This window comes from Ruegeria sp. BG9, from assembly GCF_056538305.1.
Genome location: NZ_JBQFSY010000013.1, coordinates 95,266 through 109,304 on the forward strand (window position 1 = coordinate 95,266; position 14,039 = coordinate 109,304).

14 protein-coding genes are annotated in these 14,039 nt (G+C 58.8%); 9 read left to right on the forward strand and 5 right to left on the reverse strand.

Annotated elements, in window-relative coordinates; all coding sequences use genetic code 11:
* Positions 1 to 3 precede the first annotated feature (3 nt).
* From ACR0I8_RS20740 to ACR0I8_RS20755, 4 genes are read right to left on the reverse strand one after another with little or no spacing between them, the layout of a single operon-like run.
* Complete coding sequence (locus tag ACR0I8_RS20740) at positions 4 to 1,038, reverse strand: LLM class flavin-dependent oxidoreductase (protein ID WP_170692754.1); 1,035 nt, start codon at positions 1,036 to 1,038, stop codon at positions 4 to 6.
* Complete coding sequence (locus ACR0I8_RS20745) at positions 1,038 to 1,958, reverse strand: flavin reductase family protein (RefSeq protein WP_170692706.1); 921 nt, start codon at positions 1,956 to 1,958, stop codon at positions 1,038 to 1,040. The genes ACR0I8_RS20740 and ACR0I8_RS20745 overlap by 1 nt, the downstream gene beginning before the upstream one ends.
* Positions 1,955 to 2,743 (reverse strand): alpha/beta fold hydrolase, encoded by a 789-nt coding sequence (locus ACR0I8_RS20750; protein ID WP_170692708.1) that lies wholly within the window; start codon positions 2,741 to 2,743, stop codon positions 1,955 to 1,957. The genes ACR0I8_RS20745 and ACR0I8_RS20750 overlap by 4 nt, the downstream gene beginning before the upstream one ends.
* Positions 2,715 to 3,314, reverse strand: coding sequence for an amino acid synthesis family protein (locus ACR0I8_RS20755; RefSeq protein ID WP_170692710.1), 600 nt, complete (start codon positions 3,312 to 3,314; stop codon positions 2,715 to 2,717). The genes ACR0I8_RS20750 and ACR0I8_RS20755 overlap by 29 nt, the downstream gene beginning before the upstream one ends.
* A 106-nt stretch (positions 3,315 to 3,420) precedes the next feature.
* Here ACR0I8_RS20755 and ACR0I8_RS20760 point away from each other — a divergent pair, with 106 nt between their 5' ends.
* The 9 genes from ACR0I8_RS20760 (at position 3,421) to ACR0I8_RS20800 (ending at position 13,582) form a co-directional block, all read left to right on the forward strand.
* Entirely contained in the window at positions 3,421 to 4,260 is an 840-nt protein-coding gene (locus ACR0I8_RS20760; protein WP_170692712.1) for a LysR family transcriptional regulator, read from the forward strand.
* A gap of 64 nt (positions 4,261 to 4,324) precedes the next feature.
* Positions 4,325 to 5,368, forward strand: coding sequence for a pyridoxal-phosphate dependent enzyme (locus ACR0I8_RS20765; protein ID WP_170692713.1), 1,044 nt, complete (start codon positions 4,325 to 4,327; stop codon positions 5,366 to 5,368).
* A complete protein-coding gene (locus tag ACR0I8_RS20770; RefSeq protein WP_170692715.1) occupies positions 5,365 to 6,510 on the forward strand; it encodes a M24 family metallopeptidase in 1,146 nt (381 codons plus the stop codon). The genes ACR0I8_RS20765 and ACR0I8_RS20770 overlap by 4 nt, the downstream gene beginning before the upstream one ends.
* On the forward strand, positions 6,507 to 7,217 hold the full coding sequence (locus ACR0I8_RS20775) for an aspartate racemase/maleate isomerase family protein (RefSeq protein ID WP_170380377.1): 711 nt from the start codon (positions 6,507 to 6,509) through the stop codon (positions 7,215 to 7,217). Before ACR0I8_RS20770 ends, ACR0I8_RS20775 begins: the two co-directional genes overlap by 4 nt.
* 136 nt (positions 7,218 to 7,353) lie before the next feature.
* Positions 7,354 to 8,454: an ABC transporter ATP-binding protein gene (locus ACR0I8_RS20780; RefSeq protein WP_170380378.1), complete on the forward strand. Its 1,101-nt coding sequence runs from the start codon at positions 7,354 to 7,356 to the stop codon at positions 8,452 to 8,454.
* Between the two features lie 102 nt (positions 8,455 to 8,556).
* On the forward strand, positions 8,557 to 9,648 hold the full coding sequence (locus tag ACR0I8_RS20785) for an extracellular solute-binding protein (protein ID WP_170380379.1): 1,092 nt from the start codon (positions 8,557 to 8,559) through the stop codon (positions 9,646 to 9,648).
* 70 nt (positions 9,649 to 9,718) lie between these two features.
* Positions 9,719 to 10,993, forward strand: coding sequence for an ABC transporter permease (locus tag ACR0I8_RS20790; RefSeq protein ID WP_170556043.1), 1,275 nt, complete (start codon positions 9,719 to 9,721; stop codon positions 10,991 to 10,993).
* 5 nt (positions 10,994 to 10,998) lie between these two features.
* On the forward strand, positions 10,999 to 12,210 hold the full coding sequence (locus ACR0I8_RS20795; RefSeq protein ID WP_170473721.1) for an ABC transporter permease: 1,212 nt from the start codon (positions 10,999 to 11,001) through the stop codon (positions 12,208 to 12,210).
* A 160-nt stretch (positions 12,211 to 12,370) separates the two neighbouring features.
* Complete coding sequence (locus tag ACR0I8_RS20800) at positions 12,371 to 13,582, forward strand: aminopeptidase P family protein (protein WP_480703586.1); 1,212 nt, start codon at positions 12,371 to 12,373, stop codon at positions 13,580 to 13,582.
* A 56-nt stretch (positions 13,583 to 13,638) separates the two neighbouring features.
* On the opposite strand, the gene ACR0I8_RS20805 is transcribed toward ACR0I8_RS20800, so the two are convergent.
* On the reverse strand, positions 13,639 to 13,938 hold the full coding sequence (locus ACR0I8_RS20805; RefSeq protein ID WP_170380383.1) for a hypothetical protein: 300 nt from the start codon (positions 13,936 to 13,938) through the stop codon (positions 13,639 to 13,641).
* Positions 13,939 to 14,039: the final 101 nt, after the last annotated feature.

Here is a 14,039-nt window from a genome sequence, read left to right on the forward strand (position 1 = left end):
TCCTCACTGAAACTTTGGCATGACGTCGTCGATGAACCGGGCCAGCGAAGCGCGCTTGCGCTCAAAGCTCATGCCGCTGTCGATCCAGAACGAGTATTCATCATAACCAAGGTCTTCATAGTGCTTCAGGCGATCCGTGACCTGCTCAGCCGTGCCAACTGTCAGATCGCGACCCATGTTCTCGGGGGCCATCATGGCGTTGGCGGCCATTTCCTCATCCGTCAGGGTTTGGATCAGCCCCTGATGTACGGGTCGCTTGTTCTGGAACCAAGCGCCGAAATAGTTGTAAAAGCGCGAAAGCTCTTGCGTTGCCTGATCCACATCGGCGGCGTCCTGTCCGACATAGGTGTGGTGAAGCAGCATGATCTTGGGGCGCGGCCCGTCATAGTTGGCGCAGGCGTCATTGAAGCGGCCCATCAAGCTCTCAATCTCTGCGTTACCTTGCCAGAGCGGTGTGACCTGAATGTTGAAACCATTCTGGACACCGAATTCATGGCTGTTCGGGTCGCGGGCCGCGATCCAGATCGGTGGCCCTCCGTCCTGAACGGGTTTCGGCGCAGAGGTGGTGGCGGGGAATTGGAAATACTCCCCCTCATGGGCGCAATCGCCTTCCCACAATTTGGGCAACAGGGGGGCGATTTCCCGCATGCGCTGGCCCGCGTCCCAGGCATCCATGCCGGGGATCAATCGCTCATATTCATAGGAATACGCTCCGCGCGCGATACCCAGTTCGATGCGTCCCCCAGTCATCAGGTCGGCTGCGGCCGTCTCGCCGGCCAGTTTGATCGGGTGCCAGAAGGGCGCGATAACCGTGCCGGTGCCAAGGCGGATGTTTTTGGTGTGATGCGCGATATCGACCAGGGACATCAATGGATTGGGCGCGATGGTGAAATCCATCCCGTGATGCTCGCCCGTCCACACCGCGCGCATACCGGCATCATCGGCCATTTTGCAGAGCTCAATGAACTCTTCATACAGTTTCTCATGAGGCTGTTCGGGGTTGAGCCGCTCCATATGAGCAAAGAGGGAAAACTCCATCATTCAGTCCTTTCCGAGAGAGTATGTATTTCGCCCCGCTGTGCATCGCCGAGATAGAGGGAAAAGTCGCGGGTCAGGCTTTCGAACGCAAAGCGGGACATCATGGTGGCGATGGCCGGGGTTGCGAATGTCAGGTTTGCAAGGTTTTCGATGGCAACCGCTTCAAGGGTGCTGTTGAGCGGCAAAGCCGGTGCCGACGCGAGCGTATAGACATGGTGGGTTGTGGCATCGTCATAGACAGAATAAACCGCACCCAACTGCGCTGTGATCCCGCGCGTCACCAAGTCTTGCTGTAGGCTTTCGCGCAGGGCTTGATGATCCGACAAGCTGATCTGCGGCGGGCGGTATCCGGATTCGGTTTTTTCCAGCAGCACCTTTCCGTCGCATTCGATGATCGCGCCGCAAACCACGGATCGACCCGTGGCCTCCAATGCGCCGCGTTCCAGACCAAGGCTGAAATACTGCCCGTTGGCATATCCGAGCCCTCGGGTTTCGGTATAGGAATACGCCTCAACCTCTCCGATCAGAATACAGTGATCTCCGGCTTCGATGGTTTGATGCGTCCGGCATGAAAACGTCGCAACTGCGCCATCCAGAAGAGGAACGCCATGGGCGTTCAGTTGATGCGCGGTTTTGGCAAACCGATCGCCTGTGAACCCGGCGAAGGTGTTTGAGACGTCCTCTTGCCCCTCAGCCAGAATGTTCACTGCGAAATGCGCGCAGCTTGCGAAGGCATCGTAGGAGGACAGGTTCTTGCCCGGACAAACCAGCAAAAGCGGCGGGTCCAGAGACACGGATGAGAAGGAGTTGGCAGTGAACCCCAACGGCGTGCCCGAGGCGTCGCGCGCCGTCACAACTGTGACGCCGGTCATGAAGCTGCCAAAGGCGCGCCGCAGGTCGCGAGGGTCGAGACTGGTCATTGTTGCACCTCAGTCAGAAAGATTGATAGGGCTGCGTTAACCTCCGCGGCATGGGTCATCGGCATCATATGCGCGGCACTCTTGACGATCTGCGCCTGCCCGTTTGGAACAAGCTCCGCCATGGCGCGTGACATGGCGGGGGTCGAGTTGGGCTCAAGCTCACCGGTCATAAACAGCGCTGGGCAGAGGAGCTTTTTCAGAGCGTCACGGCGCGGGTTTTTGCTGTTGGAAAAGACGGTATAAGCCTGTTTGTAGCCAGCTGGGTTCGTTGCCGTCAGCCAGTTTTGACAGGCTGTACGCTCGGGCGATTCTGTGTCGCCGAACCAACGGAAGAGGGTCCTCGTCGGGTCGGACGGTGTCAGACCATCAAGCGCGGCGGCGCGGGTTTGTATGGCCCGTGTAGCCTCAGCGTCACGTTCGAAAATCGCGTTCAGTGCAACTATACCAGCGATCCGCTGAGGTGCTTTGGTCGCCAGATCAAGCGTAATCATTGCGCCCATGGAATGACCGACGACGAGTGTTGGCCCGTCCAGCCGATCCAGAACGCGCAACGCGGCCTCGGTATATTCTGAAATATCCTCGCGTGGGTCGCCCAATGGGCTTTCGCCGTGACCAGGCATGTCCGGTGCGGTCAGACGCGCTGCTGATGCCAGCGCGTCTAATTGGGCGCCCCAGGCCTCGGCGCGCAAACCGACACCATGCAGCAACAGGACATTCGGTCCCGCGCCGGTCTGGATTGCTGCGAGGCCGCCGATCTCAGACCGCGGCCGGGTTGTCCACGTCATGGCCCAAATCCTTGAGGTCCTGATACCGGTCGCCGATACGGTGATGCGGCCGGCCCGAGGTTGCCGCGCCAAGCGCAACAACGATCTCGTCGTCGCGTGGCGCATCGGGGATCGCAAACTGGATGGTCAGATAGTGCGAGCGCCGCCCGGCGTCGTTCTTGTCCATCAGCGGCACCATGATCGGAGCGTTCGCGGGCCCTCGGGTGTTGGTAAAGGCGAGATATGACTTTGCGTCGACGGCCTGCCGGTAGTGGTTGCCAAAGCGCAGAGTGTGAATGAGGCCCGAGGCATGCTCGACCTCGCCATTCAGACCAACCACTGCGGCCTTGCCATAGGCCTCGATCGCATCGCCGCTGCCAGCCAGCGCGATCATGCGCTTGGTCATCATCTCACCCAGAACGGGACCATAGGCCTGAATCTCGGGCTTCAGGTCTTCGACATATCGCCCGGCCCACGGGTTGGTGACCACGGCGGCCACTGCGAACATGCGCCATGGGGTCTTTGCGGGGCGAAAACCCTCGACCAAAACCTCTTCGTCATAGGTTACGATTTTGCGTATTTCCGGCTGCATAAAACTTCTCCTGTCGCGCGGGCCGACGTTAGAAACGGGGCTGGTTTTTGACAAATGATAGAATTATGTGCTTTGACATTAACAAGACTAATGACTGGCTTGGCCTATGGCAAAATCGCTTCCCCCTCTGACCTGGTTCCGATCCTTTGAGGCCGCCGCCCGCACGCTTAGCTTTACAGCAGCGGCCGAGGAAATCGGTCTGACGCAATCCGCCGTCAGCCAGCAGGTGAAATCGCTTGAATTGCGGTTGGGCGCATCCCTTTTCGTGCGCCATCCGCGCAGTCTGGCGCTGACGGACGCGGGGAGAAAGCTGCTGCCCGAGGTCGGTAAGGCGCTTGAGGCGCTGGCCGTTGCTGCCGGGCAGGTCGACACCAACGCGTCCGGAGACGTTCTGACGGTCGCGACCTCGGTCAGTATCGCGCAATGGGTCATCGCCCCACATCTGCCTGCGTTTGCCCATCAGCACCCGGACATCCGCGTGCGGCTGCTCAGCGCGATTTGGCCGGACGATTTCAATGCTTCTCAAGCGGATGTGCAGGTGCGGTTCGGATCGAAGAAACAAGTGGGGCAGGGCGCTGTTCGTCTGATGCCGGACCGGCTTGTGCCTTTCAAATCTCCGGCCCTGTTGAGGGACATATCGGATCTGCCTCTGATCGAGGCTGTTGGGACGTCTGGCGGCTGGGGCCGGTGGTTGGAGTGTCAGGGGTTGCAAAGCCAGCCCACTGTCTTTGTGGATACTTTTGGCATGGCGCTTCAATTGGCGGCGCACGGGGGTGGCGTGGCTTTGGTGAGCGAGCTTTTGGCGAAACACGCACTTGATTCGGGCTTGGTCGAGCGCGCGCATGACGGCTCAATCGACAGCAATGAGGGGTATTTTCTATCCGCGAATAGCTCGAACCCGGCGGCGGGGTTGTTTCATGACTGGCTGTTGGATCAGGTCGGTTAACGATCAGGAGAGTTGACAGATCAGGGGCGATCGGATCACGTCAGGCAAAAAGGCGGGGAGAGACATGAAGATCGTTGCGAATACACACCGGGCAGGTCCCAAACTTGCGCCCTCGGCCCCTTATCCGTCGACAGATGCGGCCCGCGTTGCGGCGTTGTTGTCCATGTGCCCGGCGGCGAAGGAGACCCCGTTGGTGGATGCCGCAGGCCTCGCCCCGGTTGCGCATCTTTGGGTCAAGGATGAGCGCGCGCGTATGAATCTGGGCTCGTTCAAAGCCCTCGGCGCGGCCTATGTGATTGCGCGCCACGCTGCCGAAGCCTCGGACGCGCCGGGTGCAGACACGTTGGCAGGGTCAACCTACGTAACCGCCAGTGCCGGGAATCACGGGATGAGCGTTGCGGCGGGCGCGCGGATGTTTGGCGCAAAAGCTGTTGTCTATATTGCCGAGACGGTGCCCGAGAGCTTTGCCGCCCGATTAAAAGGCCAAGGAGCCCACGTGGTTCGCAGTGGGTCCGATTATGCAGACAGTATGCAAGCCGCAAGCGACGCGGCTGAGGAAAACGGGTGGACCTTGCTCTCGGACAGCTCATGGGAAGGGTACTATGATCTGCCGTGGACCCTGATGGAGGGGTATCTGCAAATGGCGGCCGAAGCGGTCGACCAATGCCCCGAAGTTCCGACTCACATCATGTTGCAGGCCGGTGTTGGTGGTCTGGCCGGGGCTGTCGCCGCCTATGCGCGCAAAGCCTGGGGTGGCGCGCCGAAAATAGTCGTTGTCGAACCTGAAGCCGCGCCCGCCCTGCAGGCCAGTATTGAGGCGGGGTCATGCGTGTTCGCCGATGGGCCGGATAGCATCATGGGGCGTCTGGACTGTAAAGAGCCTTCGTTGATCGCGCTAAACGGATTGGCACGCGACGCCGACTTGTTCCTGACGCTCTCGGATGAGGACGTATCCGAGAAACTGCCCGCCATGGCCGCAGCGGGGTTGGAGACAACAGCCTCGGGCGGCGCTGGGCTTGCCGCGGTTCTGAATGACCAGGCACGGACCGAATTGGGAATGACTGAGGCCTCACGTGTGCTGTGCATCCTCTCCGAGACCGCAGAATGAGGGGGTTTGCGCCATCCGAGTTTGAAGCGCGTACCAAGCGCGCGCAGAAGTTGATGGATGCGGCGGGCCTGTCGGCGCTTTTGCTGACAACCGAGACGGATCTACGCTATTTCACCGGGTTTCTGACCCGGTTCTGGGAAAGTCCGACCCGCCCATGGTTCCTCATTGTGCCAGCCGCGGACAAGCCGATCGCGGTGATCCCGTCGATCGGGGCAGCCCTCATGGCGCAGACATGGATCGATGACATCCGCACCTGGAGCGCGCCCGATCTACAAGATGACGGTGTTTCTCTTCTGCGTGACGCGCTGGTCGAGGTGACGCCCACAGAGGGACGAATTGGGGTGCCGGATGGGCATGAGACGCGTCTCCGCATGCCTTTGGCAGACCTTGAACGTCTGCGCGGCCAGCTTGGACCAAGGGTGCTGAAAGGCGACAGCGGCATCCTGCGCCAGTTGCGTATGGTCAAGTCCGAGGCCGAGATTGCCAAGATCGAAACCGCTTGCGGCATTGCCGGTCGGGCCTTTGCCCGCGTCCCTGAGATCGCGGGGGAGGGGATGCCATTGGATGAGGTGTTCCGCCGCTTTCAGATGTTGTGCCTAGAGGAGGGCGCCGATTGGGTGCCTTATCTTGCCGGCGGGGCAGAGCAGGGCGGCTACGCGGATGTGATTTCACCAGCCTCTGGCGTACCGCTGGCGCTTGGTGATGTGTTGATGTTGGACACCGGATTGGTTTGGGACGGGTATTTCTGCGACTTCGACAGAAACTGGTCAATCGGCCCGCCTCGGCCTGATGTGGCAAACGCCCATGCTAGGTTAATCGAGGCATCGGATGCTGCGTTCGAAATCGCTCGTCCGGGCGCAACCGCAGCGGATTTGTTTCATGCCATTAACGCGGTTCTCACGGCGGATGCAGAGGGTACGGATGCGGGTCGCCTGGGCCATGGTTTGGGAATGTCCCTCACCGAATGGCCGTCCCTGATCCCGTCGGACAACACCGTTCTGGAGCCGGGCATGGTTTTGACACTGGAACCGGGCATCGCCGTTGGGGACAAAATTCTGGTGCATGAGGAAAACATAGTCATCACTGACAGTACCCCACGGTTTATCAGCCCGAGGATCGGGCCGGAGATGATGCAGCTATGACCCATGTCCCTTACACTCTGGACGAAGACGATCCAAACGCCTCGCCGCTTGGGCTGATCGTTTTGCAGGTCGATGAGACGCTAGAGCCTGAGTTCGGCGCATACTTCGCGGACCGTAAATACCCCCTTCACGTCACGCGCATTCCCAGCGGTATTGAGGTTACGACCGAAAGCCTTGCCGAGATGGAGAAGGCGCTGCCTGCGGCGGCGGAATTACTTCCCAATGCGCGACCCTACAATGTTGTGGGTTATGGCTGTACCTCGGCCAGTTCGGTGATCGGGTCAGAGCGCGTGGCAGAGCTGGTTAAACAGACATGCAATACCCGTGAAGTCACGAATCCTCTGCGCGCGGCGATTGCCTGCGCCGTCGACCTCGGTGTTTCGAAATTTGCCCTGCTGTCGCCTTACATCGAAGAGGTCAACGTACCGCTGCGTACTGCGTTTCAGGCCAATGGCATAAGCATGGACGTGTTTGCAAGTTTCGGGCAGGCAGAAGAGGCCAAGGTGGCGCGGATATCGACGGAATCCGTGGTCGAGGCTGCCTCCAAACTGGGAGTAGATCCGGCCGTCGAAGCGGTGTTCCTGAGTTGTACCAACCTGCGAACTCTCGACGCGATACCGAAAATCCAAGAGCGGATCGGAAAACCTGTTTTGTCGAGTAATCAATGCCTTGCATGGCATATGAGGCGCTTAAACGCTGTGCATTGACTGGTAAGAGTGAACTCAATTTTGGCAAAAGCACCATAACTTGTTGCCAAGTGCGTATCGCTTGGTCTTAACTGTCGATCACAGATCAATGAAATCCGAAAGCCTCGGGTAATCATTTGACGAAACAGGGGGTCTTGTGACCGGTACAACGAACGACGCCGCGTTTGTCGAATTTCAACGCGTTCAGAAGTCTTATGATGGCGAGAATCTCGTCGTTAAAGATCTCAACCTTGCAATGCCGAAGGGCGAGTTTCTGACAATGCTCGGGCCGTCAGGTTCAGGCAAGACAACTTGCCTAATGATGCTCGCCGGGTTTGAAACCGCTACCCATGGTGAAATCCTGCTGGATGGAAATCCAATCAACAATATCCCGCCGCACAAACGTGGGATTGGCATGGTGTTTCAGAACTATGCTCTGTTCCCGCACATGACGGTGGCCGAAAACCTTTCGTTTCCTCTGGAAGTTCGCAAGCTGGGCAAGTCCGAGCGTGACGAAAAGGTCAAGCGCGCTTTGGACATGGTGCAGATGGGTGCCTTTGGCGGGCGCCGTCCGGCGCAGCTGTCAGGTGGCCAGCAACAGCGGATCGCTCTGGCCCGTGCGCTAGTGTTCGAGCCGGAACTGGTGCTGATGGACGAGCCGTTGGGCGCGCTGGATAAACAGCTGCGTGAACATATGCAGTTCGAAATCACGCGACTGGCGCATGAGCTGGGCATTACCACCGTGTATGTGACCCACGACCAGACCGAGGCGCTGACCATGTCAGATCGTGTCGCCGTTTTCGATGATGGCCGCATTCAGCAGCTGGCCCCGCCGGATCAACTCTATGAAGAGCCCGATAACAGCTTCGTCGCGCAGTTCATCGGCGAGAACAACACTCTGGAAGGTGTGGTCAAATCCATCGACGGCGACGGCTGTGTGGTGCAGCTGGATGACGGATCAGAAATTGATGCGGTGCCGATCAATGTGCACAATCCGGGCGAACGAACCAAGGTTTCGATCCGTCCGGAACGTGTCGAATTCAACAAGGATCGTCTGCATGCCGACGCGCATACGCTGAAGGCGACGGTTAAGGAATTCATCTATATGGGCGACGTGTTCCGCTTCCGCATGTCTGTAGCGGGCAATGACGAGTTCATCGTCAAGACACGGAACGCCCCCGATGCCATTCGCCTGCAACCCGGTCAAGAGATCGATATCGGTTGGCTGGCAAAGGATTGTCGTGCGCTTGACGCATAGACCAAGCCGCGCGGCACAAGCGCGGTTACACTGAGGGACCGGCTGGCGAAAACCCGTGCGTCGGCTGACCATACAACAAACGGGAAATACTGGGAGTTTTACATGAAACCAACAAAGACACTGCTGACTGCAGCGGCTCTGGCAACAGCGGCCGGTGGCGTTTCCGCCGAAGAGATGACCATCGTCTCTTGGGGGGGAGCCTATTCCAAATCGCAGCTTAAGGCCTATCACGAGCCCTATTCGGAAAAGACTGGCGTCACCATCCTGAACGATGACAGCTCGGCCGAAGCGGTTGCCAAGCTGCGCGCTATGAATGAAGCCGGGAACATCACCTGGGACGTGGTTGACGTTGTTGCGGCGGACGCGATCCGTCTCTGCGACGAAGGTCTGGCGATGGAAATCGATCCCGACACCATGCTGGCCCCGGCACCTGATGGCACGCCCGCATCCGAAGACTTCGGTGACCTGCTGGTTAGCGACTGCTTTATCCCGCAGATCGTTTACTCGACCACATTCGGCTATCGCACCGACCTGGTTGGTGACACACCGCCGACAGACGTCTGCGCCGTGTTTGATCTGGAAAACTATCCGGGCAAGCGTTCGCTGGAAAAGCGTCCGATCAACAACATGGAATGGGCTCTGATCTGTGACGGCGTTGCCAAGGACGACGTTTATGACGTGCTGGCGACTGCAGAGGGTCAGGATCAGGCTCTAGCCAAGCTCGACACCATCAAGGACAGCGTTGTCTGGTGGTCGGCAGGTGCCGACACGCCCCAGCTGCTGGCTGATGGCGAGGTCATCATGGGCTCGACCTACAACGGTCGTCTGTTCAGCGTGATCGAAGAGCAGAACCAGCCCGTTGCCATGCTGTGGGATGCGCAGGTGTTCGATCTGGACGGTTGGATCATCCCGGCCGGTCTGAGCGAAGAGCGTCAGGCACGCGCACTGGACTACATCATGTTCGCGACCGACACTCAGCGTCTTGCGGATCAGGCCAAGTACATCTCGTACGGTCCGGCCCGTGCCTCGTCGGCTCCGCTGGTGGGTCAGCATGCCGATCTGGGTATCGACATGGCGCCGCACATGCCGACCGATCCGAACAACGCCAAGAACACGTTCCTGTATAACTACGAGTTCTGGGCTGACTACCGCGACGACATCGACGCCAAGTTCCAGGCGTGGTTGGCGCAATAAGCGTCTGATTTCATGACAAAGTCGGGGGCGGCGCGCCGCCCCCGGACCAAAGAAAACCCAAGGGGCACTGATGACTGACGCAAGCCAAAACGCCGGACCTATGCTGGCAGCGGATGGAACGCCGCTCAAGCAATCGCTGGCACGTTCGTTGAGGCGACAAAAGCTGCGGGCGCTGATGCTGGTGGCCCCTCTCCTATTGTTCGTGCTGTTCTCGTTCATCGTGCCGATTGCATCGATGCTTTTCCGGTCGGTGGAAAACAGCATTGTGCAGCAAACCCTGCCCCTGACGGTCGAAGCCTTGCAAAGCTGGGACGAAAACAGTGGCGAACTGCCTGACGAGGCCGTCTATGACGCCTTTGTCCGCGACATGGTCGTGGCGGTCGACAACAAGACACATACCCGACTGGGCTCGCGCCTGAACTACGAAGAGACAGGCATGTCCTCGATGTTCCGCCGCTCGGGTCGGAAAATGGGTAAGCTGGATCCCGAAACAGATGGGCCGTTCAAGGATCAGGTGATCGAAATCCATGAGGGCTGGGGCGAACCGCAGACTTGGGCGGTGATCAAGACTCACTCGCCCGCCGTAACGAATGGCTATTTTCTGAACGCGGTCGATATGCGCCGCACGCCCGAAGGCGCGCAGGCGCAGCCCGAGGACAAGCAGATCCTGATCAAGCTATTCGGGCGTACTTTGTTCATGTCACTGGTGATCACCGCGTCCTGTATCCTGTTGGCATATCCGGTCAGTTACCTGCTGGCGACCCTACCGATGCGGGTGTCAAACTTACTGATGATCCTTGTTTTGTTACCCTTCTGGACCTCGCTATTGGTGCGAACCTCGGCGTGGAAGGTCATGCTGCAACAACAGGGTGTGATCAACGAAACGCTGGTTTGGCTTGGGTTGGTGGCCGATGACGCCCGACTTGTCATCATCAACAACCAGATCGGTACGATCATCGCGATGACGCATATTCTGCTGCCGTTCATGATCCTGCCGATGTATTCGGTGATGCAGACGATCCCCGAGTCCTACACCCGCGCCGCGAAATCCATGGGCGCGACGAATTGGACGACCTTCTGGCGCATCTATTTCCCGCAATCCATTCCGGGCATCGGTGCGGGATCGATCCTCGTGTTCATTCTAGCCATCGGCTACTACATCACGCCCGAGATTGTGGGCGGCACCAAGGGAGTCTTCATCTCGAATCGGATTGCCTACCACATCTCGTCCTCGCTGAACTGGGGGCTGGCCGCGGCGCTGGGTACGATACTGCTGGCCGTCGTGCTGTTGCTCTACTGGTGTTACGACAAGATCGTCGGCATTGATAACGTGAAGCTGGGATAATCGACATGGCCGCACTTACTCCGATTTCCCGCAAACCAATGTCCATGGTCCTGCCAAGCGTTGCGCTGGCAGGGGCCTTCGCCGGTGTCTTCGTTGGCGCAGGTAACGGTTCGATCTTTCTGGGCATCATTGGCGGAGCCGCCCTGATCGCGGCACTGGCTTGGATCTACATCGCTGTTCTAAAGAATGAGAATCTGGCCCGCTGGATCACCATTTTGGGCTTTGGCATCGCCGGATTTCTGATTTCGGGTCCCATGGGCGGCGTTCTGGGCCTGCTGGGCGGCTGGTTCTTCGCATGGTTCATCTACTGGCTATATGAGGGCCGCTATCGCCGCAAACTACTGCCCTATCTGACTGCGAAACAGGTGTTCTATCACTACCTGTTCCGAGTGATCTGCGGCGCAATCTTTGTCTTCCTGATCACGCCGATCCTCGTGGTTCTGCCACTGTCGTTCAACGCACAGGATTTCTTTACCTTCACGCCCGAGATGTTGCGACTGGACCCCGAGGGGTATTCGCTGAAGCATTACCGCGACTTCTTCACCAACAATGAATGGCAGCGCAGCTTCAAGAACTCGCTGATCATCGCGCCAATTGCGACGGTGATCTCTGTCTCGCTGGGCACCCTGGCGGCCATCGGCCTGAGCCAGAGCCATGTTCCCGGTCGCCGTGCCATCATGGGTATCCTGATCTCACCCATGATCGTGCCACTGATCATCTCGGCCACCGGTATGTTCTTTTTCTACAGCGATATCGGTCGCTTCATGGAAGGCACGCTGGGTATGAACAAGAACTTCGTGGGCTATGTGAAGGTCATCCTCGCGCACGCCGTTCTGGGCATCCCGTTCGTCATCATTACCGTGACCGCCACGCTGGTCGGCTTTGACCGCTCGCTGACGCGGGCGGCGGCGAATATGGGCGCAGGGCCGGTGCGGACCTTCTTCAAGATCCAGATGCCGTTGATCCTGCCGGGCGTGATCTCGGGTGGTTTGTTTGCCTTCATCACCTCGTTCGACGAGGTGGTCGTGGTGCTGTTTGTCGGCTCAGCCAGCCAAAAGACCCTGCCTTGGCAGATGTTCACCGGCCTCCGCGAACAGATCAGCCCGACCATTCTGGCGGTGGCGACGATCCTTGTGGTGATCTCGATCGCGCTGCTGACCACGGTCGAATTGCTACGCCGCCGGTCTGAGCGTCTGCGGGGGCTTTCCCCCGCTTGACGCAAGCGCGCGCCTGATCTAACGATTCACCTGTTCATCCCAGCCGCGATGGCGTCGCGGGCGCACTGGGATGATCGGCTCTCGGACCCCGAGACCGCCTGTCCTGAACGCCGGGACAAGTGGCCGGGTTTGCCGCCCGGCAAAGATGAGAGACCTGAACATGACAAATCGCCCCGAATTCTTCACCTGCCACAATGGCGACAAGGCGCCCCTGCCGTTCAGCAAAGGCGAATACGATCGCCGTCTGGGCAAACTGCGCGCCATTATGGCTACGCGGGATATTCCCGTAGTTCTTCTGACGTCGATGCAGAACATCGCCTATTACTCGGGCTTTCTGTACTGCGCCTTTGGCCGGCCCTATGGCTGCGTAGTTACGCAGGACGCCTGCACCACGGTTTCGGCCAATATCGACGCAGGCCAGCCGTGGCGCCGCTCGGCCGAAGACAACGTGATCTACACCGATTGGAAGCGTGACAATTACTGGCGCGCGGTGGCCAGCCTGATCGGCGGCGCGAAACGGATCGGGATCGAGAGCGATCACATGACTCTGGCCGCGCGCGATACGGCTTTGGCGATGCTGGGCCAGCCTGAACTGGTCGACATCGCGCCCGACACCATGGCGGCCCGTATGGTAAAATCCGCCGAAGAGATCGAACTGATCAAAGGTGGTGCCCGAACCGCTGACGTGGGCGGAGCCGCCATCCACGCCGCCATCCGCGAAGGCGCAACCGAAATCGAGATCGCCATGGCCGGTCGCGACGCGATGGAGGCGGAGATCGCCCGCGCTTATCCCGACGCAGAATACCGCGACACTTGGGTCTGGTTCCAGTCCGGCCTCAACACCGATGGCGCGCATAACCCGGTCACCAAACGGGCGCTGCAAAAGGGCGATATCCTGTCGCTGAACACCTTCCCGATGATTTCGGGGTACTACACGGCATTGGAGCGCACCCTGTTTCTGGGCGAACCCGACGCCGAAAGCCTGCGCATCTGGAAGGCCAACGTCGCCGCGCATGAGCTTGGCCTGAGCCTGATCAAACCCGGCGCGACCTGTTCCGGTATTACGGCCGAGATCAATCGCTTTTTTGAAGATGAGGGCCTGCTGCAATACCGCTCCTTCGGCTACGGGCATTCCTTCGGAGTGCTCAGTCACTACTATGGGCGCGAGGCGGGTTTGGAACTGCGCGAGGATATCGACACCGCACTGGAACCCGGCATGGTCGTGTCCATCGAACCGATGCTGTGGATCCCCGAAGGCCAGCCGGGAGCCGGAGGCTACCGTGAGCATGACATTCTTGTGGTCGAAGAAGACGGGGCCGAGAACATCACCGGTTTCCCCTACGGTCCTGGCCACAACATCATCGACGCGTGATACCAAGGGGGTGGGGCGTGTGCCTCACCCTTTGCCGCAAACACACAGAGTGCAGTCTAGGCCTGATAAAACGGATCCAGCTTGGCCTTGGCTTTTTCGTTCACGATTGGGATATAATTCAAGCGTCCGCTGGCAGATTGTGGAATGGCCTGCTCGAGAGCCTGAAGGTCCCGCACTGCCAAAACGACGGCATCGCCGGTTTCTCCGCCAAAACCCGCGATCTCTTCTTCTGTGAAACCGATCAGTTGAACGACGTCTTTGGCCAGAAACATTTTGACCTCAACAGATTGCGATAGCTTGAGAATTTCGTCCTTCAGCCGTTGGGCTGTCTGCGCAGGCATGGTAACGACGGCCATATTCGGTCCTGATTGATTGGGGTACGCTGTATTTGATCACACTACAGGAAAAAGATACTAGGGTTGTCAATTTAAGGATGCATTAATACGCATGAGATAGA